This window comes from Enterobacter sp. EC_64, assembly GCF_019584165.1.
Lineage (GTDB): Bacteria > Pseudomonadota > Gammaproteobacteria > Enterobacterales > Enterobacteriaceae > Enterobacter > Enterobacter roggenkampii.
In genome coordinates, this window is the sequence record NZ_VDAS01000031.1 from 1 (window position 1) to 22,562 (window position 22,562).

General features: G+C 53.6%; 16 protein-coding genes. All 16 read right to left on the minus strand.

Features of this window, described 5'->3' with window-relative positions; genetic code table 11:
• Window positions 1–565: 565 nt before the first annotated feature.
• Entirely contained in the window at window positions 566–1,897 is a 1,332-nt protein-coding gene (locus tag FHC52_RS19500; protein WP_220420212.1) for a VasL domain-containing protein, read from the minus strand.
• A 91-nt stretch (window positions 1,898–1,988) separates the two neighbouring features.
• Window positions 1,989–2,459: a hypothetical protein gene (locus FHC52_RS19505; protein WP_220420213.1), complete on the minus strand. Its 471-nt coding sequence runs from the start codon at window positions 2,457–2,459 to the stop codon at window positions 1,989–1,991.
• A 14-nt stretch (window positions 2,460–2,473) separates the two neighbouring features.
• Window positions 2,474–2,929: a type VI secretion system baseplate subunit TssE gene (gene tssE / locus FHC52_RS19510; RefSeq protein WP_025912749.1), complete on the minus strand. Its 456-nt coding sequence runs from the start codon at window positions 2,927–2,929 to the stop codon at window positions 2,474–2,476.
• Window positions 2,929–3,474: a type VI secretion system lipoprotein TssJ gene (tssJ, locus tag FHC52_RS19515; protein WP_032675272.1), complete on the minus strand. Its 546-nt coding sequence runs from the start codon at window positions 3,472–3,474 to the stop codon at window positions 2,929–2,931. Before tssJ ends, tssE begins: the two co-directional genes overlap by 1 nt.
• Window positions 3,452–4,537 carry a type VI secretion system baseplate subunit TssG gene (tssG, locus tag FHC52_RS19520; RefSeq protein WP_032675273.1) on the minus strand — a complete coding sequence of 362 codons (1,086 nt, stop codon included), beginning with the start codon at window positions 4,535–4,537 and terminating at the stop codon, window positions 3,452–3,454. The genes tssJ and tssG overlap by 23 nt, the downstream gene beginning before the upstream one ends.
• Entirely contained in the window at window positions 4,501–6,255 is a 1,755-nt protein-coding gene (gene tssF, locus FHC52_RS19525; protein ID WP_032652876.1) for a type VI secretion system baseplate subunit TssF, read from the minus strand. The genes tssG and tssF overlap by 37 nt, the downstream gene beginning before the upstream one ends.
• A 42-nt stretch (window positions 6,256–6,297) precedes the next feature.
• Complete coding sequence (gene tssA, locus FHC52_RS19530; RefSeq protein WP_032675274.1) at window positions 6,298–7,899, minus strand: type VI secretion system protein TssA; 1,602 nt, start codon at window positions 7,897–7,899, stop codon at window positions 6,298–6,300.
• A complete protein-coding gene (locus FHC52_RS19535) occupies window positions 7,899–11,348 on the minus strand; it encodes an ImcF-related family protein (RefSeq protein WP_050595305.1) in 3,450 nt (1,149 codons plus the stop codon). Before FHC52_RS19535 ends, tssA begins: the two co-directional genes overlap by 1 nt.
• Window positions 11,345–12,481, minus strand: coding sequence for a hypothetical protein (locus FHC52_RS19540; RefSeq protein WP_259279927.1), 1,137 nt, complete (start codon window positions 12,479–12,481; stop codon window positions 11,345–11,347). Before FHC52_RS19540 ends, FHC52_RS19535 begins: the two co-directional genes overlap by 4 nt.
• Window positions 12,471–12,731, minus strand: a complete 261-nt coding sequence (locus tag FHC52_RS19545; protein WP_071993462.1) for a PAAR domain-containing protein — start codon at window positions 12,729–12,731, stop codon at window positions 12,471–12,473. Before FHC52_RS19545 ends, FHC52_RS19540 begins: the two co-directional genes overlap by 11 nt.
• A gap of 114 nt (window positions 12,732–12,845) precedes the next feature.
• A complete protein-coding gene (locus tag FHC52_RS19550; RefSeq protein WP_164552876.1) occupies window positions 12,846–13,976 on the minus strand; it encodes a T6SS immunity protein Tli4 family protein in 1,131 nt (376 codons plus the stop codon).
• Window positions 13,977–14,019: 43 nt separating this feature from the next.
• Entirely contained in the window at window positions 14,020–15,144 is a 1,125-nt protein-coding gene (locus FHC52_RS19555) for a T6SS immunity protein Tli4 family protein (protein ID WP_126289181.1), read from the minus strand.
• Complete coding sequence (locus FHC52_RS19560; RefSeq protein WP_063151447.1) at window positions 15,137–16,756, minus strand: triacylglycerol lipase; 1,620 nt, start codon at window positions 16,754–16,756, stop codon at window positions 15,137–15,139. Before FHC52_RS19560 ends, FHC52_RS19555 begins: the two co-directional genes overlap by 8 nt.
• A gap of 3 nt (window positions 16,757–16,759) precedes the next feature.
• Window positions 16,760–19,261 carry a type VI secretion system Vgr family protein gene (locus FHC52_RS19565; RefSeq protein WP_220420214.1) on the minus strand — a complete coding sequence of 834 codons (2,502 nt, stop codon included), beginning with the start codon at window positions 19,259–19,261 and terminating at the stop codon, window positions 16,760–16,762.
• Window positions 19,258–21,912 carry a type VI secretion system ATPase TssH gene (tssH, locus tag FHC52_RS19570; RefSeq protein ID WP_126289187.1) on the minus strand — a complete coding sequence of 885 codons (2,655 nt, stop codon included), beginning with the start codon at window positions 21,910–21,912 and terminating at the stop codon, window positions 19,258–19,260. The genes FHC52_RS19565 and tssH overlap by 4 nt, the downstream gene beginning before the upstream one ends.
• Window positions 21,913–22,070: 158 nt before the next feature.
• Entirely contained in the window at window positions 22,071–22,562 is a 492-nt protein-coding gene (gene hcp, locus FHC52_RS19575; RefSeq protein WP_023325816.1) for a type VI secretion system effector Hcp, read from the minus strand.

Sequence of the window (22,562 nt, forward strand, 5' to 3'; positions counted from 1 at the left end):
CTAAATAGGCTGATTCGATGTGTTTGCGGGAAAAAAATCGGCCCAGATCCGCGAAATTTTAATCAGCGAGTCAGCTTGGGAAGAAATGACCTGCTTATTCGCACCTTCCTTAGCAAATCCGCAATGATGCGTGAAAGACCATTTTCGTCAGCAGTGATATACCGAAAGACGTTAAACTCAATAGCATCTTTTTTGTTGAGGTCTTCATGTTTCTTTCGGGCTTCTTTCAAGCATTCTGTCATTTGGTCCAGCCAATGATGACTCACCATATTCCCTCTGCCATCTTCCGTTGTTCGACATGGCTATAGTAACAGTTCACAAACCGAACCGATGGGATGACCCGCTCATAAAAAGGTAGGGAGTAAATTCAATGCAGGTCACTTTCCCAGGTTCTATTCTCGAGATACCCAGAATTGGAGTTGTCACAATCACCTGATGGTATCTGTGATGGTATTCAACAAAAATTAAGTTTATAAACACCAAAATATCAATCAATTAAACCTTCATTCGATTCCTGCAGGGACACTTTGACCTTCACGCGCATTCACCTGTCTATCGCCAGAATTCACTGAGCAGAAGAATCCTGTTTTATTTGAGCGTAACGCGCAGCAAGCTGTCTTAGGCGCAACTCCAGTTGGGTCTTTTCAGCTTCAGGAAGCACACCTCCTGCGGGATGCTGTGACAGGCGTCTGAGTTGTTCTTCAGCCGGTATTGTTTGGTTAAATGACTGTATAGTCGAAAAAACCACCGATTTAAGCTCACTCACGGTGATATATTTTCCCTTTTGCTCATCCAGACTACTCAGCCGATGGCTCAGTTGCTGAAGCTTCATCATTCCCTGGTACCAGCTGTTCATGGCCTCAGCAGGCAACGCTGCCGCGTTAAATTTTTGCTGCCACTGCACGGCAAGCGGCTTTGCCTCCTCCGGCCGCACCGTCTGGAGTTGCGCTAACAGCTCAAGGCTGTAGGAAATATTCCAGTCAGGGGGCAGCTTATCCAGTCGGGCAAGCTGCTGCTGCGTTTCTCTAATAAACGTGGACGGTAAAGTGCCTCGCTGTGCTAACGCCTCTTGCTGAGCAGGTGTAAGCGCTTCAGGTAACGGCGCCAGCGAGGCAACAGCCTGAGTCGTTAAGGGATCGGGTCTGGACAGAAAGCCCCCTCCCCACGCCGCGGCGACGCAGACCACCAGCATAGAACACATCCCGGCGACAAAGGGCTTCCATGGTCTGACCGCCCCATGCGCTGTCGTAAGACCCTCTGCATCAGGCTGATTCTCCGGCTGCACAACATAGACCCATTTCACTTCGTCAACCGGCTCTGCCCTTTCCTGAGGTAATTCGCAACCGGGCATCATGCGTGCATTCCGATCTGATTCGTCATTACTGCTTTCCAGCCGTTCAGCATTCGAACGTATCATTGTTCGTAACGTATCGAACTGGCTTAGGTGTTTCAGTTCAAGGCGCTGGAGCACCGAACCCAGCCGGGTAAGCAACGCTTCAGCACGATAAAGCTCACTAAGATGGCTGTTGTCGAGTGGAAGCATACGCATGCGCTGCTGCAGTCGCTGGCTCAGACCGCTAAGAATTTCCAGACGAGTATGTAGCGTCTTCGGCCAGCAAACGTCCCATTGATGGCTAATCAGGGCCTCCAGAATCGCCAGCCCTTCGTTCAGGCCAGCCAATCCAGACAGGTGAGTTCGGGCAAGGGTGTACCAGGCCGCAGTCTGCAACTCCACACCGTTCTGTTCAAACAGAGAGAGACAGCGTTTTTCGACATATTGCCAGTTTACATCCGGGCGAGCAGGATGCGTCAGCTTGCTGAGTTCATCGCGGAGGGCGGCGTAATCTGGCAGCGTGCGCGGGTCGCCGCCGGTTTTTAACGTTATATGTGTGGTCATCCTGGAGGGCCTGCATATCCGTGTGGTTAATTTCGTCAGTTGATGTGAGGGGCTATTTTGCGTTTAAAAGTGCAATGACTCAGAAATATCGCTATGGCAGCAGCGCTAAAATCAGACCGAAAAAGACACCTTCATCAAATAGTTGTCCGGACCGGGATGAGGTATCAGGGGGAGTAAAGATCCAGCCATTTGCGTTCCCCACCCGCATGAACAGACGTCCTTGAGAAATCACCTTGTCCCCGGAACAGAAAGTCACCTCGACACAACCGGCGACGCCCTGTCCATACAGAAAGATCGGCATAAATTTGACCGCCCGGCAGTCATAGCCCAAAACGATACCGGAAATCTCAAAAGCCCCGCCCTCCACCAGCAGATCCGGAACGGATACGGTCAGTGGCTCCACATTCAGTCCCGTATCCGTCAGCCACGCGTCCATTTGCTCCTGAAGCTGAGCCATCCGCTGGCGAAACTCTGCAATATCAGCCTGACTCTTGCTGATGGCAGGAACTGGTGCAGGTTGTCGTGCCTGCAACTTTTTCAGGAACTGTGATTTTACTGACATGATGTTATCAAACCTTATATACGGAGGGTCGTATCGAGATATTGTTGTTGCCTGAGATGCCTTAACAGGACCCGTCCTTCGGGCATAAACTCAGTCCCGTAGCGCACCAGACCAATCCCTTTAAGTTCTGCGTCAATGGCATAACGCAGTTCGCCGGGGACGTTCTGTTCCAGCAGGACAACGGTTATTTTTTTCAGGCGGGGTTCATACTTGAGCAGGACGGCAGATAATGTGCCCATCAGCTCATGGGCCGTTCCCGGCATGCCCTGCAGAATTTTGGTCATATCCGGCAGCCCGTAGTCTGGCAGGTGCGACAGCGTACCGGCACGACAGTTGAGAACGCGCTGCATGTTATCCAGCACCGAGAGGATGACCTGATTTTCTTCACTGACCTGACTAAGGTTGAGTCCGCCTGTAAAATTTCCCGTTAACATTTCATACAGCGAAGGCGCGTTATGTCCGTAGGGCATCAGTCTTCCTTAAGCGGCTGTAGCGTCAGAGAGTTATCACCTGCTTCCAGGATACGTGGTTTATCCGGATCCAGGTCACTGCGTTTGATAACCTGCTTCCAGGCGTTGTTGTCCATATCCGGATGGCGGAAGAGCCCTACCACCGCGACAAACTGCGCCTTTTCTTCCATTGGCATATCAAGGTTTGCATCGCCACCCGGTTTCACCACGACATCACGACTGGCCAGCATGTCGTCTTTCAGAATGGTGCTATCATCCTGAAGCAACTGCTGATACACCGTCTTATCAAAGGTTTTGCGGTCTTTGAGCTGATAAACCCTTATCACCACCGGCTGAGACAGCGAGTTACTTTCACGGGAGTCGGTGTTCAGCGCCTCACGTGCGGTGAAATCGAGGTGCAGCACCTTGATTTTTTTGTAGAACACGGCGTTAAACGCCGATTTAGTGCCATCGGTGACGCTCTGCGTCACCCCGCAGCCTGCCAGGCTGAATGTCAGCAGCGGTAGCAGCCAGCGCGAAGTCTTAATTGAATTTGTACGTAACACGTCGGTTTCCTTGTTGTGGTGTTGAGGGCTGCAGGCCGGTGTAATAGCCCAGTTCCGTCGTGAAGGTCTGCGGGATATCGTCCAGGAGATATTCGTCTTCCGCGCCCAGCACGCCATTCATCCCCAGCCAGAAGCGACCTTCACCGAGCGGCGGCGCAGCCAGCAGGCAGGTCCGGGTGGTCAGAGTAATTTTTGCCTTAAAACGCCACCCGAGATAAACCCGCAGCATCACCAGAAAGTCCTGATACAACAGACCGTCCGGTTTCCAGCCCTGCGCTTCCTGTTCGTTATCCGTCGTGAGCGCAATCTGCAGTTGACTGCTGGCATCCATCGCTTCGTCACCCAGAGGCGTATTGCCATCAAGCAGAAACGCTTCGTCACCGTAAAAACCCAGCGGCCTTTCAATCTCTACAGGCCGGAGACAATACGGACTCACCTGCACCGTCGTATCGGGGGCCAGCAGGCGCACCAGTGCCTGCATCCCTTCCTGAGTTTTGCCCGGCTGCTGCAGCACACCCAGTAGCGCCAGAAAGCGGGACACTGGCGTGGCTATATGGTTCGCGGTGCCTGGTATGCCCAGCCCCACCAGACCCAGCAGCGACTGCGAAATGGAGTCAGTTCCCCCTGGCTCAAACGTGGCCGGATACGAGTATTTACGCCAGACGCGGTAAAACTGCGTCAGGATGCGATGACTGAAAATATCCAGAAACCCCTGCAGCGCCTCATGTCCTTCCCGGCGCTGGGAAATGTCATCGAGATAGGCGGTCGGTAGAGGCGAATCAACACCGTACATCCCCATAAAGGTCGTGCGGATAAGCGGTGGCCTGCTGTCATCATCCTCGTCATACTCGACAGCCTTCAGTTCACTGGCCGGGAACCCCATCCCAGGATGCGGCGCAAAGCGTACCGGGTCATCCGCCGGATGGCTGGTAGAGCCCATCAGCGGCCTGTCCGGATGGCGCTTCTCCAGTAGCTGGCATAAACGATAAAAGTTGATGCGGTGAAGATCGGCCTCCAGCCGCGGGGTCAGCCGGGAATGCGGCGGTTGTGCTTCTCTTCCCATTCCAGGCGCTCTCCGGTCGGTTGCAGAATAATAATCAGGCGGTTAAACAGATAGATATCGGTGTACAGTGCAAAGAAGCGGCTCAGCATCTCGCCGAACAGACAGATATCGCCGCGCCCGGCAAAGCCGTTGCTCTCAAGCGTCACCTCAATCTGCACCCCGCGCACCAGATATCCCTGCTCAAAGCGTTCCGTTTCACTGTGCTTCACATCGATAATCGCCTCCAGACGACGGCGGTTCATCTCGCTGTCGGTCCACTCGTACAGCGCCAGCGTGCCGCGCAGCACGTCGGCATTGTCCATCATCGACAGGAAACCGCTGCCGAGATGGCTCAGCACACGCCAGTGAAAGCGATCCTGCGCCGGGGGATAACAAGGCAGCGTCGGCGCACACAGGTTACGCACGGCGATACTGGCTGAAGTGGTTTTCATCACTGTATCGAGCACGGTACTTTGCAACGCTCTGCGAGGTAGTTGGCCATTGGTGCCGGTTAGCGTCAGCGACAGACTTTCATCCTCCGGCACCGTGTGGTTATCAAACGCTTCCCCGCCGAGGATAAGCCAGGTGTTATGCAACCCCGACGGGCCACGGCGCACGCGGGTGTGGTAGTAATATTCCGGGGCTTCATGGCGCATCATTCCGCCCTTGTGGCGGAAGCTTGAAAATGGCACGTAGGTATGCTGGCTCGATGACATAACCGAATCCACCGCATATATCTCGGTATGGCCATCCTGCACGCGCATCGGGCGCAGCATGTATTCGGTCTGCAGGGAGTTTAGCGTCAGCGGGTCAGATTCCAGCGGGAACAGGTTAATCACCGGCACACAGTTCAGGCGCAGATGCTTTTCGGTAAAGCTGAAATCATGCTCCCAACGCTCTGCCAGCACCACCTCGATTTCAAACCAGGGGAGTTCAGCCGGAAAGAGTACGGTCTCCAGCCCACGCAGGCCGGTGAACATGAATTTCTCGCGGAAGGTGAAATACTCCAGCAGCAACTGGTAGCCGCTGAAACTGCTGTCTCCCTTCGGCCACAGCCTGTCATCATCACCAAACCCCAGTGCGGTGAAATACCCGTCCATCGGTCTTCTGTCCGTGTCACCCGGCATGCGCAGCCAGAGACGGGCCGTGTTCATGGTAAAGGCTTCATGCATGGCGCAGGCCAGCGGTGCGTCAGCATTGAAGTAAAATGGGATCTGGCTGAGATCGACACGGCTCCAGTCGGCAAGGAGGCTGCAGTTAAAACGCAGGCTGATGACCGAACGCCCGTCAGGGTCAGTCGACAGGCGGGCCTGCTCCAGCGCCAGCGGCTGAAGGGTCATCTCTCTGGTGGTGGTGTAGCGGCAGCGTGTTCCCTTCTCACCGATGGGCCGTGAGTTCACCTCGAAGCCTTTGACGATACGCATCGGCTCTTTCATCTCACGCCAGTCAGGGGTGAACTCCACCACCGACATCGACGGAATGGTGCGCAGGTAATGCGGCCACAACAGGCTAACCAGCCCTTCGGTCAGTTCCGGCAGATCGTCATCGAGCTTCTCGCGAAGCCGTCCCATCAGGAAGGCAAAGCCCTCAAACAGGCGCTCCACATACGGGTCGCGCGCGCCCGCTTTATCGAGATTGAGCATTGCCGCCTGCTCGGGGTGAGCACGGGCAAACTCTTCGCCGGCTTCCAGCAGATAGCGCATTTCAGCGTCGTAATAACGCAGGGTTAAGTCGTCCATAAAAAACCTGAATTTAGGAATGTTAAAGGTAGCCAGGCGTTTTTATCCGCAAAGCACCGCACTGCTTGCCGGGTCGAGCGCAATCAGACCGGCAAGAAGCTGGTCCATCTCAGGCTGAAGACGTGATTTATCGGTTTCACTGCGTGTAGCTTTCATGCGTAGCAGTCTGAGGCGACGGGATTTCACTTCAAATAACAGCGCCGGTGTCCACTGCGTGAGGGTGATTGACCGTGCGGCGCTATCGAGTTCACCCAGCAGATGCAGGGCCAGCTCATTTTTACCCTTTTGCTCGGCTATGCGGGCCATCAGCAGGCGCAGCAGCCATTTGTCTTTGGTAGAGTCGCAACCAGGACGGGTCTGGAGCCAGTGAAGTGTGGCATCCAGACCGTCAGTGTCCGCTTTCTCCAGCGCTTCCGGCTCGAGGAGCAGGATATCGTTATCTGTCTCACCAGCAGCACTGACCGGCTCATCCCGCCAGTTGGACAAATCGTCCAGCACGCTCTGATTTATCCAGTTGAGCGTGACCTCATCGGCAAACGGCGTTCCGTCATTAAAGGCCAGCGTTTCAAGCCCTGTGAGACGGCTCAGCAGCCCTTTCAGATCGGCGATGATGATATCGGCCAGCACATCGTGCCCCAATTTCACCAGAGCCTGGTGGATATACCATTGCAAATCCAGCCAGAGGTGATTAGCACCACGCGAGAAGCTGCTGTCCGCCTGCTCCAGTATCTCCAGCCAGCTCTGCTGCAGGTACAACCGTTTAAGCATTGCCCGCTGGTCAGCCCGCGGTGGTTCGATACGTGTTTTCCCTTCGGCATCCGGTGCAGGGATCGCTCTCAGCGTGTCATGGCGCAGGCTTTTCATCAGCCGGTGTGCGGCAAGCCAGCCATCAGGCTGCTCGCGCAGATATCCCGTCAGGGTACGGGCCTGGGCCAGCAAATCCTGACCGGAGGTGATGCGGTTCAGAACCGGCGCATCTGACTCGGTCGCATGCGTAAAGGGCTGTGACTGCGCCTTATTCCCTGCGTTCTGCGGTACCACGGCATCCACACCCCCGGCCTTCATCAGGCGAGACTCCAGCCCGCTGTACAGGGCATTCAGCTCTGGCCGCGATGCTTCCGGCTCGGTCTCCAGACGGGTACTGATGAGCAGCAAGGCCCCGGCGGTACGCTGTGCATCCTCGCGGATGACCTCCGGAAACAGTGACAGACTGTCCAGGACACGGCTACCGGCAAGCCATTCCAGTGCAGCCTTGCGGCTTCGGTCCCGCTGCGGGTGAAGCTGCATGCCGTAGCGCTGCAATAATCCGGCAAGCAGTTCAAGCCCTTCGGCAAAGCCGGCTTCGCCATCCTGGTGCAATCGCGCCCAGCAGTAATAGGTCGCAATACGGATGTCTTTGGCCGTGGTGGTCAGTAACTTTTCAGCAAGCGTGCATATCAGTTCGGTATCAATACCAGAGAGCTTATTAACCTCTTCGCGGATACGCTGAAAATCATCGTCATATCCCGGGTCTTCCCCGGTCGGACTGGCTACGCTTACCGGAGCAAGCCAGGGCTGCCAGTTATCCGTGCGCGTCTGCGCCTGTTCACGCAGCTGAGCATCGTCAGCCTGACAGGCGATAACCAAATTCTGCAATGTGCTCATTATTCGACGCCCTCCATGTCATTGTTTTCCGTATTAGCCATCAGCGCCTGAGCGGTGGCCGCGCTGTCGACACTGAATATGTGATCCGGCAGCGTGAAACCACGCAGATCCAACAGCGCCAGCGGGCCTTTTCCGAGCTGGGAGCGCAGCACCCACTGCAGGGTGCGACCATCCGGTGCGGTAAAGCTCATCATCCACTGGCTGCGGTCCAGCTGCTGACGCTTGCTCAAGTCCAGCCAGCGGATAAAGCCCCAGGTCCCGCTGTAATCCCCGAACAGACGCGCACTGGCGTTGACCGTGGTCCATGTCAGCATCGTTCCCGGCTTGTAAGTCTCTCCCGGCCAGCGGAAGCTTTGCCAGTCGGCCATCTGGTTGAAGTAGTGCAGCTTTTGTCCATCAATGGTTAGCTGCGTCTCCACCACCTGTGGCACAGGACGCGCCTGCAGCTCAAAGCTGATGCCCTGACTGCCATCGGTGAACAGGATGTCTGACAGCTGGCTCAGCTGGTTAATGGCCCGCAGGAAGGCCGGGTTAAAATTCAGTCCCTGGCTGTTGACCTTATCCGGTACCCACTGGCTACCCTCTTTGTGTAGCACACCATTGAGCTCTGTCGACAAGAAGCGTTCTATCCGTCCACTGTCCTTACGCACAAATTCAGCCAGCATCGGTAAAGAGGCATCGCTTTTGCTGGCAGCAAACGGGAAACGACCGTCAAAGGCAGTCTGCCAGTTCGCGACAACCGAGCGGCTCCATTTGTCATTCAGACTGGCTGCCGACGGCTGAAGTACGGTCTCCCAGGCCTGGGTCAGCGGCTGCACAAACATTGTGCTGCCAAATCCGCTCCACTCCTCGCCAAGACTTGCCGAAATCAGGCTGCCGTATTGCTGAGTGTCGGTGAGGTCCACGCTTTTGCCCTGGAATACGGTCTGCGCCAGGGTCTGCATCATTGCCTGTGGGTCAGAAGCGCTGGCCACCTGCTGCAGTCGCAGACGCACGCGGGTGATACGGGTCAGATACGTCTGCAGACTCAGGGAGTTGTCCGCCGACATGACATTACCACCTTTGTTTTTACCCAGAAGCTGCAGCAGCGGGCCAAAGGTATCGTCCAGCGGCCCCTGCGGCCCTGACGCAGACTGATCAATGGCAGGTTTATCTTTTCCACCGACGAGATCTTTAGCTGATTTGATGAGGGAGTCCGAAAGACCTTCGCTTTGCTGGCCTGTCTGTCCCTGCCAGGCGAGGGTATTCATCAGGGCAATCAATGGCGACTGGCGGACATCGCTCATCAGCGTCAACTGGTCGGTAACGTCCGCAATATTGTTTGCCGGGTTCCAGTGCAGGCTGTTGAGGAAATTCAACCAGCTGCCGGCAAAGTCAATGAAATAACGCTCTGTCAGGCGTGCTTTGAGCGCTTCCGGCGACAGATCCGCCGATACGGCTTTACGGGAATCACTCAGCACCCAGTCAATTTCATCCCGGCGGGAATTTGCAGCCTTTTCGATAGCCTGCTGAATGCCACCTTCCCAGGCCTGGCGGGTGAACATGCCCGGCACGACCTCCTCGGTAGTAAAAAGTCGACGCGCATCGGTACCGCTGGTCATGTCCTCCAGGGAGACATCGGCGAAGTTACGACGCACTGACTTGAGCATGTTTTCATACAGTGTGCTTTCAGCGTTACGACGCCCAATTTGCTGCAGCAGCAGCTGGCGACTCTGGCTGACCAGCTGCGCATCCGGTGTGATTTTCCATTGTGGCTGCTTAGGCAGTTCGGTGATGTAGAAGGCCCACAAATCCGGCGCCAGGCTTTGCCACAGACCGGTAGAAATACCCATTCGTGTCGGCTGCACGGTTTTCAGGGTCTGCGCATAAAACGCGCCGTCGACTTTATCCGGACGAGACATCATCAGCCAGGCTTTAAGCTGGTCATAACCCGGCTTCGCCAGCTGTGCACGCTGGTCGCTGTTGGGGGCAGAGTTTGCCAATGCGCTGAGTTTTTGTGTCAGCGCCTGATTCGCCGGGTCGCGTATCAGGCGGTTGTTTGCCACGCCGTACCAGGGCAGCAACGCATCGAGCAGCTGCTGGTTATGGTCCAGACCGAAGCGCTGGTACCAGGGCGCTCCTTCCTGAATACGGTGCTGCAGGCGGCCAGCGTCATTACGCAGGGTATGCAGAGCCGTGAGCTGGTAATCCGATACGGAAGGATGCTCCACCAGCGCATGCGCCTGCTCGGCAACAGAGATTATCTGCATGCGGTTGACCGCGAACGACAGCAGTGTACCCGCTCCCCAGATACCAATAATGGTCATCAGTGTCCAGGCAAGGGTCTGCTCCCAGGCCATACCGACACGGCGGCCACGCACACGGATGCAGTCATCAACGATACCCTGCCATGTTGCGGGCAGAGCAAGGGCATGGCGTTGTGATTCGGGGATATATTTCTCAGGTTCGGCTGTCCCCTCAGTAGTATGAACAGGGTAACTGTCCGGCAGGCTGAACATCAGACCACGCAACGGAACACGCTGCTGAGAGGCAGCCAACCATGGCACCAGTTGTTGAGTCCAGCGGACGATACCGCCGTCTTTGAGGTACTGGCCCAGACGCAGCAGGAAATCGTGGCCGTTGTTCTCAGCGACCTGACTTACCCCCTGTATCCGCAATGCAGGCAGCATCAGCTCAAGCTGACGGCTAATATCGTCAGCTTTGGCATGCAGCGGGAAACGGGCTCCTACCGCCTGTTCAGTACGTTTTGCCTGCGACCATTTGCTGTCACACAGTTGCCACAGCCAGACCGGCGCTGAATAACGGAGCAATTCGCTGATTTTTTCCAGGCCACGTAAATCGTTGTCGCTAATCTGAGGGGTGAGATTAAGCGACTGCGGTACGACGCGAATTATTCCGTCCAGAGGACGACCGCGACGCAGTTTACGCAGCGCGGTATATTTCTCCCGGCCAGGCTCTAATGCCAGGCTCCCGCCGTAAATCAGCACGGTGCGGTTGCCTTCAAGCCACTGGCTTTCCTGCAGGCCAGGTACCAATTGCTCTATAGCGGCTTCATTGCCAGTGACGAGCAGCAGGTGGACTTTGCGTCGCCAAAGGACGCCATAACGAAGATTAAGATGCTGTTTTAAATCGGTATAATCTCTGATGGTTGTGCTCACATCAGGAGTTGTTTTAGTTTCAGCACTTGAGGGTTCCGGTGGTAAATAAATGAGTTGTTTTTTTCTTTGCTCCCAGCGCCAATAAAAAGGAGAGCAAATAGTGCCTAAGAATAAAAAACTAAATACACCACCCCACACCGACCAAATTTGGCGATATGTCAGTCCATATTTAAGCAAGGCATCTTGATTAATAAATAGTAAAAACGCAGTTATACCCGCAAGGCCAACAATTAAAACAAGATAGCCCCAAAATCCATAACGTGCTGACTGTAATTCCTTTTCCTGGGTCATAAATAAAGTTTCCGAGTAATAAAACAAAGCAGTCTGGACTGAGGTGATGCCTGAATAATTAATAATTGGTTAGCTTCAGTCTTTTTAGCCGCGTCAACCAACAATGCGAGTGAAGCAGGGAATACCATTTCACCAGGGGGACCAAAAGAAAAATCAATCAAATTAAAAGGATGTTTCTCTGGAAGTTTCCACTGACATCGATCTGCATACTGAATCAGTTTTGAATTAATATCAGCAGGAATACCAGAAAGCCAGACATGGCGTAAATCACGCTTGTCAATTCGATTGTATTCAAAAAGCATATCTAAATCTTTTTCAATATTCTCATAATCCACAGGCATAACACGGCCTAATCCGGCAAGTACCGGTACAGCATGTTGTCTGGAAAAAGTTGAGGATGATAAAAGCTGGGCAGAGACCATTTCGCTGAATTGTTTCGATACACCTGCCAACCAGCATTGGAAACTAAGAACTAATATCAAACCATCAAAATTAACGTTATCGTGGAATTTTCCAATACACTCAACGGAACAATTTACTTCAGGAAGCAGTTCCCATTGAGACAGAATAATCTGGCATACGTTCTTTTTGTCCCAACCAGAGGGTTGCAATACATAAATAGTATGCAAAAATTTCCGATAACCAGGATACTGTTGCTCAAGCTGTTTGTCGATCATATCAGACAAAACACGAAGGGAGCCCCAGGAATGTGACAACGACCTGACTTTATCTGGATATGCTGGAATATCAGACAGAGGTCCAAGAAAACTCGCGGCCCCGTTTTCCTCAGGAGTAAAGATAACATTACCAACCACTGACAACTGCTGTCGGCTCCAGTGCTGCCATAAAGCCTTAGTTCTATCAGTTTCTTCTTTCCAGGCAGAAAGAGCGCTCCTTGACTGCTCATAACGGTTTAGCGCTGCGCCAAAAATACATAACCATATGAAAAATGCCGGAAGTAGCAGGAAAAATACTATTTTAGTATATGCCTCCGTTCCCCACAAAGAAAAACCAAAAACAGAACAAACCATTAAAATAGAAATAAGAACAATCCCCCATCGCTTGTATGACAAGCTGGCAATTGTACTTTTTTCGGGTACTTTGGGGATAGGCCACATAATATTAAGACTCAATAGTATTTTCGATGTGAGAACTAATGACTTTGCATCCACAGGAACAGGCGCAGTTATTAACAACAACGTTCACCCCATTTTCTGACGCTCCGGGATCACCTTCTTTTATCGGATTAACTCCGTGTTCTGGACATGAAACCAAATCACCGACCAAGGCAACCTGAATACCATTGATAAACATCGTCGACGACGCGGTAATCACCTTTCCACCATGGGTGGTATCATCACCCAGGCAAACAATTCCAGGCATATCTTCCTCTTTTTAAAAGTTAATTCACGACAATATAATAGTTTGCGACCAAGACAGCGCCCCACTTAATTATTATCGATAAAATTTTAATTTTCGCTGTATGAAAATATATACTCAAAACGCGCCGGGGCGCACGCGTACGCTACGGCTGATCGTATCCCAGAAGGCGATAATTTCCCCCTTACTGTAGGAAGTTGGCGGCATGCGTTGATTATCAAGGGTTAGTATAAAACCCGGAGTCTTATAACTGGCCGTCATTTCATTAATATACATTTCAAAATTATATCGTGGTTCATCGTTGTCTTCCTGCAAGCCCGTTGCCAGAAACTCCTGGACCTGCAGCCCGTTAACACTAAAGGCCCCTTTTCTTTCTATGCCTCCCCTTGAACGGTAAATATTGCTTGTTATTTCTTCCATTCTGTCTAGCACCGTGTTTTGTTCACGCGTAAAGTTATCCGTGGAAAGCGCAACGCGTATATTGTCGAAAGTACTACTGATGAGCCCTATGTTAATATCCTCCTGATCCCTTGCCGTCGGGTCGGTGGCAATAAATGCATGGGTGATACAGGAGCCTGGTTTCGTCGGAATGACGTCATTATCCCTGCCGCTAATTCTCGCCATCAGCGACTGCATCTGGCTGATATCATTTGCGACATAGTTTCTGGCTGGGCGCCCTCTTCGTTGCTCATTATATACAGGGCTAGAATCATTAATGGTCTGTTTCTGAAATTTAATAACTACGCCATTAGTATATAAATAGCCTTCCAGTGTTCGAATAAAATCTGCGGTACCCCCATTATCATTCCGTTCAAAAATCACACCATCCATACCGTCCGGCAAAGACCAGATTTTTTTTAAAAAAGGCATATACTTAGCGTCAATAGTTTTACTTTCTCGCAGAGCCTTTTCACGTAATGCGATTAACTGCTTAAAACCCGGGTGGTACATTTTCTTTGTCGCCAGGTAGGTTTTATTCGTATCCTCGGGCCTTGAAATCACCGCCGCCCAGATATTTTTATCCAGCGGTGCAGCGTCATTATAAGCTGTAAAGGATGATGGCAGATCGAGCATATAGCGCCCGACGCAGTAAGGTTTCATTTCAGCGTTTATCTTGTTCATGGCTACCTGCTGTGATGACGTCAGTGTTTGTGGCGATGGGTCATAAGGGCGAAAATGTTGATATACCCCGAATCCCAGTGCGAACAAAACAACAAAAATAATGACCTTCCATTTTATTCTATCCATTTTGGAGCCTTCATGTCATTTATCCGTGATCCTTTCCGGCTGGTCAAAATGCGCCGGGGCGCACGCGTACGCTACGGCTGATCGTGTCCCAGAAGGCAATAATTTCCTCCTTGCTGTAGGAGGTTGGCGGCATGGAATCATTCTCCAGGGTCAGAATAAAATTGGGAGTCTTGTAGCTGGCTGTCATTTCATTGATGAACATATCAAAGCCGTAACGCGGCTCGTCCTGAGATGCCTGTAAACCCGTTGCCAGAAACTCCTGGGCCTGAAGCCCGTTAACACTGAAGGCCCCTTTTCTTTCCACATGGCCACGGTACAAATTACTCTCTATCTCACCTGCTCTCTCCAGCACCGTGTCTTTTTCTCGGGTGAAATTATCAGTAGAAAGAATAACTCTGATATGTTCCAGTGTCTTACTTTCAAGCCCAACGGAGATATCTTCCCGTTCCCTTGCCGTCGGGTCGGTGGCAATAAATGCATGGGTGATACAGGAACCTGGCTTCGTCGGAATGACGTCATGATCCCTGCCGCTAATTCTCGCCATCAGCGACTGCATCTGGCTGATATCATTTGCGACATAATTTCTGGCTGGGCGTCCTCTTCGTTGCTCATTATATACAGGGCTAGAATCATTAATGGTCTGTTTCTGAAATTTAATAACTACGCCATTAGTATATAAATAGCCTTCCAGTATGCGCATTGCGTCCGCAACACTCTCGTTTTCATTCCGTTCAAAAATCACACCATCCATACCAGTGGGTAACGGCCAGACTTTTTTTAAAAACGGCATATCCTGAGCGTCAATAGTTTTACTTTCTCGCAGAGCCTTTTCACGTAATGCGATTAACTGCACAAAAGCTGGGTGGTACATTTTCTTTGTCGCCAGGTAGGTTTTATACGTATCCTCGGGCCTTGAAATCACCGCCGCCCAGATATTGTCATCCAGCGGTGCAGCGTCATTATAAGCCGTAAAGGATGATGGCAGGTCGAGCATATAGCGCCCGACGCAATAAGGTTTCATTTCAGCGTTTATCTTGTTCATGGCTACCTGCTGTGATGACGTCAGTGTCTGCGGTGATGGATTGTAAGGGCGAGAATACTGATACAACCCATATCCCACAACGATGAAGGCGACCAGGATCATTGCTTTTTGTTTTATCTTATTCATGGTAAGCAAGCCCTGTATTTTTCACCTGCTGTGCAATTCTTATAATTGAGCGAAGAGTAAACCAGCGCGCATCCATGGTGTTGTCAGGTTTGTATGCCCCCTCGTGGTCAACGCCCACACCGAGCTGGGCCTTTAACTTCGGAGAATTAATCACTGCCGCTCTGACCGGTACAGTGCCGTCACCGTCGTCCACAGGAGGTAATAATTCATATTTACGGCTAACATACCCCTGGTCAGGTGTTTCCAGCGTTGCATAGCGAATGGTCTGGTTAAATTTGTCCACCGGGTAGAATATCTCCCCCTGTTCGCTGACCAGCGAGCGGTGGGCTTCCGGAGTATGTTTTCCACTTACGTCCTTCCAGTGTAGTTCAGCATAAGAGGGGTAATTCTTCCCGTCATTGCCATAAAAGGCATAGGTATGTTCATGGTAGCGCCCATTAAGTCCTTCTATAAACTTTCTTACTTTATTATCAATATTATCCACATATGATTGCCAGTCCTTCTCCAGTCGAATTTTATCCATATCTTTATTCTCTGGATTAATAAGGCGTTCCTCGCATAATCCCCACCACACCGATCTTCGAGTGTAGATTTCCGTATACGGATTTGTCTGGGGCAAAGACTGCTTAAGGCCCTCAACATGAAACCAGCCCATACCATATCCATAGCCTGGCAGGAGCTGTAGAGGACCCGGTGATTGTGCCAGTACAGGGGTCATTTCAGCGCCGCTACTTCCAATCACTAAACCAACCGGCCCTGCCTCACCCGCTTTCATCCGCTTATAGGCCATCGGGGCACCACGATCCGGCATCACCCCGTGTACAATACCTAGGATATTTTTCTGTCCGAAATCTCCGTCCAACAATTCCGAATAGTAACGGGCAACCAGCCCTCCCATTGAGTGGGTCACCAGGATCACCTTTTCGCATTTGCGTCCGCTGGCTTTGTAATCGCCAATAATCTTTTCAATACGCTTGGCCAGCATTTTAGCTGAATCCACATTCGACTGTAGCCAGTTATAGCCCACCGCATGGACCGGAAAGAGGTACTGATAGCTCAGCGCCACTTCGTCAGAGGTCAGGTTACTCTCGCCAATTTCGGCCCCCAATGGTTTATCCATCAGCCTCTCACGCAGAGTCAGGCTGCCATTTTTGCTGGTCTTGTTTTTTAACATTGTCTGGTTATCGTTCAGCGCTTCCTGAAGCCAGGGAAGGAAAGTGCCGTAGCTCATTGCCCCCACCTCCCCCCAGCCTCTCTCCCGACGCGATGAAAATAACAGCCGCTCTTCCGGACTTTCAGGCTCTATTTTCCCGCTGGGATCAACCACAGTTTTGGTGGGATCCAGTAATTTTTTTCTTTCCTCGGCGCCCCGCACTAACCAGGATTTCATGCTCCATGTTCCATCTACTTTCCAGATAGACTTGCCGTCAGGACTCATCAAATTACTCCCCATCACCCCCGGTAAAAATACAACCGGGATGACTCTGTCCGGCATCTTATAAAGTTTGAGCCATTGCTCCTTTTCTTTCGGCGTGGCAATGGCCTTGTAGAGGGGATGACCAAACTTGTCGTATCCCAGCAGAACACAATTGCTTTCAGTGGCTTCAATCATCTGTTAGTCCTCATCCTTCAGGTTTATCTGCACTGATGCAGGATCCACCAAGTTTTGCTTCTCCCCACGGCCGTCCGCAGAAGTCATTAACTCCTGCACGGTACCATCACTGTGCGTCAGGCTGATTTTCTGACTCGCTACGGGTGTCTCAGAATAGGGCCACAGCACTTCAGGTCCCATTTCAAATTCGCTGCTCTCCCACTTCTGGACCGCCTGACTTATGCTCTGTCCACCAAACTTCTGCCACACCGCCCCGCGCTCGATGATTTTGTCCGGCGCCGCACACTCCACCGTTCCGTCCGCTATCCGGATATATCCCCCTCCGCTCGTCAGAATGATTTCCTGCTTCGCGCTGATGATGAGTTTTCCCTCACTGCTGCTGATGCGGATATCCTTCAGCGCATCCAGCGTCATCTCATCCCCCTGCGCCTGGATCTCCACTTTCCCTTTGCCGGCAAACATTTTGATGCCCAGCTTTTGCGCATACAGACTTACCCGCTCCCCGGCCGCCACGGTGAATCTTTTCAGTGCGCTGAAATCCGTGTGCCCGCCGCTGGTGCTGATGATGTTGTCTCCCGCCGACTGCTGCAGGCTTTTCCCTGTCACCTGCGCTATTCCTTCCGGCGCCGAGACCAGCAGCGCCGCTTTCTTTAAATCCGTCAGCGCCTCTGACAGCAGCGCCTTCTGCGTCTGCACATCTGCCAGTTCAGCCCTCGCCGCCTCTGCCGCGCTGCGTAACGCTTCAGCCAGCGACCGCGCCTGCTCCAGCTGGCTCATCGCTGCCTGCATCTCCAGCACCTGACCCTGCGCCCTGGCCTGCCCGTCAGCACTGATAAAAATCCCCTTCTGCGCCCGTATCGCCCCCCAGCTGTCCGTCCTGAGCTCAAACCCCTCACCGCGCTGCTGTTTCTCACTGTCGACCAGGTGGCCGAGGTTCAGCTGGCTCTTCCCGCCGTACTCCGTGCTGACCTTGATGTGCTCTTTTCCGCGCTCGTCATCGAGGCGGATTTTGTTGTTCGCCGGGGTACGCAGGACGTTGCGTTTGTAGTTGCGGATGGTGACGTGGTCGCCGTGCGCCGAGTCGTGCAGCACGCCGGCAATGTACGGCCGGTCCGGGTTACCGTCCTCAAAGCCAATCGCCACTTCGGTGCCCGCCAGCAGCGGCAGGTGCAGGCCGTAGGTGTCGCCGGCGTACGGGCGCGACTGGCGTACCCACAGGCTCTCGAACCCGGTTTCCCAGTTATCACGGTCAAACAGCATGTTGACGCGGTAACGACCGTCTTTATCGATATGCCCGTAGGTGTCATTTTCGGTGGTGCTGGTGACGCGGGCCGGTAAGGTGCCAGCCATCACCGGGCGTGAGCCAGGTTCCGGGCGGAAACCAAAATCGGTGCTGTCCGGAATGCCGTCAAAATCAACCGCAAAGTCCTTATCACGGCGAGCATACGTGTGCATCGCCGTGATGACCACGCCCTGCGCAAACACGTCGGCCACTTCATACCCGCCGGTGACTTTCAGTACCTGACCCGGTGAGAGGGTCGGACAGCTGGTGATGCCCTGCGCCCGGGTCTGACCATTCAGGTAGCGTTCGTGACGAAGACGGGCATAAAACGCCCCGGACTCCGGGGCCGGATTACGGTCATAGGTGCTGCCCGGCGTCAGGTAGTTATCCGCCCAGTGATAGGCATCACCGTACGTGGTGACATCCCCGCGGGTCGCATCCACCAGGGTGTTCATGTCCTGCGTGGCCTGACGGTAGTTGTAGTCCCGGGTGCTGACCTGCTTCTGCACCACGTTGTGATGGCATTCCATTCCCCAGACTGAATCCACGCCTTTTGAATGCTGGCCCGATGGCGGTACCGACGGCAGTGTCAGACCTTTTTCATACCCCTGCTGGCTGTCGTAAAACTCCACCACGTCAATGTTGAGGCGCGTGTCGGTGGTGAAGCGAAACCAGATGCCGACCTCACCCAGCAGGCGGGTGATAAAGTGCAGGTCGTCCTCACCGTACTGCATCACCTGTTCACGGCGCGGGTATTCTTTTGACAGCGAGAACAGAAAATCCTGACCGCGCATACCGTGGCGCTCGCGCAGGATTTTTTCCACGATTTGCGGAACCGACATGTCCTGGTAAATGGCGTTCTGGTGCGAGCGGTCGAGCAGCGCCAGACGTGGCCGGAGCGTCAGGGCGTAGCGGGTTTCATCTTTTGACGTGCTGAGGCGTTCAAAACCGGTCACCACGCCCTGAATCACCCGCACCGGCTGCTGCACTTTAATGCCGTAGCCCTGGTCTACCGGGGCCTGCAGCGTCAGCGAACCGGGCTTCATCAGCATCGCCTCTCTGGCGATAGCGTGGTCGCTGCTGGTGAATTCAATACGGTAGCGGAACGGCGTGCTCAGGCCTTCATCGCCTTCAAACGCCAGAACGTCGAGTTCTGCTTCACATCCCTTCACCGCCAGCAGGTGGTGGTTATGGCTGTATCTTAATGGAGGATTATTACTCATGCGTCCACTCCCTGTTTCACATCAAATTCCAGCCCGATCCCCTCTTCCTCACTCCAGCTAAAGCGTAATGACTGTGGTTTCAGTTTTGCGGCCATATGGGTCAACAGTTGCTGACTGAGCACCGGCAGAATTTGCTGATTGAGCAGGCTGTCGACGTTACGCGCACCGGTATCTGGCAGCAGGCAGGCTGAAGTCAGCGCATCATAAAGACTTTCATCAATGTGCGTGCTCAGGCCGTAGTGTCGATGCAGGCGCTTGCTGACCTGTGAGAGTTTCATTTCCACGATGGTACGCATGGCTGCTTCCGAGAGGGGGCGGTAAATCACGGTCTGGAAGCGGGCCAGCAGCGCCGGCTGGAAGTGATCGCGCAGTATCGGACGCAGCAGCTCGTGAAGATCGCCTTCGCTGGCCTCCGGCTGTTCGTCAAGCAGCTGCATCAGGTGGTCGCTGCCGAGATTCGAGGTCATCAGAATGACGGTGTTGCGGAAGTCGATTTCACGTCCTTCGCCGTCACGCATAAAGCCGCGGTCAAAGACCTGATAGAACAGGTTCATCACGTCGCGGTGGGCTTTTTCGACTTCATCGAGCAAAACCACACTATACGGGCGCTTGCGCACGGCTTCGGTCAGGATCCCTCCCTGGCCATAACCGACGTAACCCGGAGGTGAGCCCTTCAGCTGGGAAACCGTATGCGGCTCCTGGTATTCTGAGAGGTTAATCGTAATGAGTGACTTCTCACCGCCGTACATGACATCGGCCAGCGCAAGCGCGGTTTCGGTTTTCCCCACCCCGCTCGGTCCCACCAGCAGAAACACGCCCTGCGGACCATTCTCGGAGGTGAGACCCGTTTTTGCCGCACGCAGACGCTGGGCGATGGCCTCGAGCGCCACATCCTGCCCGACCACACGTTTACCCATTTCATTTTCCAGGGTCAGCAGTTCGGTCTGCTCATCTTTCATCAGCGATGACAGTGGAACGCCTGTCCAGTCAGCAATCACGTTGGCAACGGTGCGTACGTCAACATCCACGGAGAGCAGCGGGTTGCTGTGCTGCATGCCGTTCAGTTCCTGCTGCAGCGCGCGCGTCTCGCTTTGACGGGAGATGTCCTGGCGGCTTTCCAGCAGTTGTTCGGTGAGTTTCAGTTCCTGCCCGTACTGTGTTTCAAGCTCATCGAGAGCAACGATAAGAGCGTTCTCTTCCTGCTCAATGACGGTCAGGCGTTCACCATGGCTCTGATTGCCGACAGCAATATCTTCCAGCAGCGCCTGCTTCTCCATTTCAAGAGAGGTAATCTGCGAGCGAATGCAGGTCAGCTGTTCCGGTACCGTGTCGAGGCTCATCCGGACGCGCGCTGCGGCGGTGTCGAGCAGATCAACCGCCTTGTCCGGCAGCTGACGGCCCGTCAGATAGCGGCGGGAAAGCGTAACAGCAGCGCGCACCGCATCGTCGGTAATGTGCACGTGATGGTGCTCAGCGTAACGGGATTTCAAACCACGGAGCATCAGACAGGCGGTGTCGTCGTCAGGCTCATCGACTTTTACCATCTGGAAACGACGCTCCAGGGCCGCGTCGCGTTCGAAGTACTGCTTGTACTCGCTCCAGGTTGTGGCCGCAATGGTACGCAGTTCGCCACGCGCCAGCGCCGGTTTTAGCAGGTTCGCTGCATCGGCGCCTCCCGCCTGGTTGCCCGCGCCGATGATGGTATGCGCTTCATCAATAAATAGCAGGACCGGGGACGGGGATTGCTGCACCGCATCGATGACGTTTTTCAGCCGCTGTTCGAACTCGCCTTTCACGCCTGCACCGGCCTGCAGCAGGCCCAGGTCAAGGGTACGCAGAGTGACCGTTTTCAGTGATTCAGGCACATTACCCTCGGCAATACGCAATGCCAGACCTTCAACCAGTGCGGTTTTCCCCACGCCCGGCTCGCCGACCAGAATCGGATTGTTTTTGCGGCGACGAGAGAGGATATCCACCATCTGACGGATTTCTGTGTCACGGCCAAACACCGGATCGATCTTCCCTTCCTTCGCTTTGGCGGTGACATCGAGGGTGAATTTATCCAGCGTGTTCTGCAGCGCAGGGCTCAGTTCCCCCTCTTTCATTTCCGCACCAGCCGGACGCCCGACAAACTCCACCTCACCACCGTGGTTCTGTGTCAGCTCGGCTTCGCGCTGCATTTCCGGACGTTCATCCGATTGCGCATCCAGCAACGGTCGCAGGCGATCCAGCTGGCTCTGAGCAAGCGTTAACAACGGCCAAAGGCCGTCACAACGTGCCAGTTTTGGTTTTTCCACCAGGGCCATCAGCAGATGGATGCTGCGAATGTGCTCTTCGCCATTAAGTGAGGCAAGTAGCCAGGCTTGCTGCATCAGAGTCTGGATGTCATCAGAGAGCTGGGGCCGATGGCGCACGGAGCGAGGTTGTCTGTCGAGCCAGCCAAGCAAATCCTGCCAGATGCTATCCATATCCCATTCATAGCGACGCGCCAGCACCGTCAGGTCACCCTCCCCCTGCTCCAGCAGCTTCAGCAGCCAGTGCTCCGGCAGAATTTCGGCATGGGCACGGGTCTGACAGAGCGAAGCTGCGCCTTCCATCGCTCGGGCACAGTAAGGGTTCAGACGACGTAACAGGATGGCTGGATTTTCCATGAGATTCTCTCTTTGTCGGTTCCTGGACACGCTACCGCCCCTCGCTGTTCACCAAAGCGCATAAGGTCAGGCAGGCAGATTGTTTTTTCTTTGCTGAGTGCCCGCATCTCAGGCACTCAGCAAAAAACTGCGGACAGGAAAACCTGCCCGCATCAGGATTACGCCGTGGCGCGTTCGTTCCAGGAATCGGAATGAATGATGTTGCCGTCTTTGTAGGTCCAGGTGATTTTTTCGTAACGCAGTTCAACGCGTTCAAGGTGATTGTGCTTCTCTTTAGAAGGATCCTTGATGTCATACATTTCAGGATTCACCTTCACTACCTTCACGTTTTCCAGTTTGGTGTTGAAGTACTCCACTTCCTGGCCCGCGTCGTTGATTTTGTACCACTTGAACTCAGCGGATTTCAGGGTCTGACCGGTGGTCACCGCCTTGTACAGGTACGGGCTGGAGGAATCGATTTCCTTCGTGAACAGGAACGGCGTGTGGATGCGGGTGCCAGTCAGCTTGCCGGTGTTGTTGTCGGTCGGGATGTACAGGTTATGCTCCTGTGCAACCACTTCGATGCTGCCTTCACGATCCTGAACGTCAACAGACCCTTTGATGTCCGCGCCGCCGTCGTCCTTCAGCCAAAGATAAACAGGAATTGCCAT

What these genes read in the sequence shown, in the direction of transcription:
- FHC52_RS19500 (WP_220420212.1), bottom strand. Translation starts at nt 1,897, where the DNA reads ATGACCACACATATAACGTTAAAAACCGGCGGCGACCCGCGCACGCTG.
- FHC52_RS19505 (WP_220420213.1), bottom strand. Translation starts at nt 2,459, where the DNA reads ATGTCAGTAAAATCACAGTTCCTGAAAAAGTTGCAGGCACGACAACCT.
- tssE (WP_025912749.1), bottom strand. Translation starts at nt 2,929, where the DNA reads ATGCCCTACGGACATAACGCGCCTTCGCTGTATGAAATGTTAACGGGA.
- tssG (WP_032675273.1), bottom strand. Translation starts at nt 4,537, where the DNA reads ATGGGAAGAGAAGCACAACCGCCGCATTCCCGGCTGACCCCGCGGCTG.
- tssF (WP_032652876.1), bottom strand. Translation starts at nt 6,255, where the DNA reads ATGGACGACTTAACCCTGCGTTATTACGACGCTGAAATGCGCTATCTG.
- tssA (WP_032675274.1), bottom strand. Translation starts at nt 7,899, where the DNA reads ATGAGCACATTGCAGAATTTGGTTATCGCCTGTCAGGCTGACGATGCT.
- FHC52_RS19535 (WP_050595305.1), bottom strand. Translation starts at nt 11,348, where the DNA reads ATGACCCAGGAAAAGGAATTACAGTCAGCACGTTATGGATTTTGGGGC.
- FHC52_RS19545 (WP_071993462.1), bottom strand. Translation starts at nt 12,731, where the DNA reads ATGCCTGGAATTGTTTGCCTGGGTGATGATACCACCCATGGTGGAAAG.
- FHC52_RS19550 (WP_164552876.1), bottom strand. Translation starts at nt 13,976, where the DNA reads ATGGATAGAATAAAATGGAAGGTCATTATTTTTGTTGTTTTGTTCGCA.
- FHC52_RS19555 (WP_126289181.1), bottom strand. Translation starts at nt 15,144, where the DNA reads ATGAATAAGATAAAACAAAAAGCAATGATCCTGGTCGCCTTCATCGTT.
- FHC52_RS19560 (WP_063151447.1), bottom strand. Translation starts at nt 16,756, where the DNA reads ATGATTGAAGCCACTGAAAGCAATTGTGTTCTGCTGGGATACGACAAG.
- FHC52_RS19565 (WP_220420214.1), bottom strand. Translation starts at nt 19,261, where the DNA reads ATGAGTAATAATCCTCCATTAAGATACAGCCATAACCACCACCTGCTG.
- tssH (WP_126289187.1), bottom strand. Translation starts at nt 21,912, where the DNA reads ATGGAAAATCCAGCCATCCTGTTACGTCGTCTGAACCCTTACTGTGCC.
- hcp (WP_023325816.1), bottom strand. Translation starts at nt 22,562, where the DNA reads ATGGCAATTCCTGTTTATCTTTGGCTGAAGGACGACGGCGGCGCGGAC.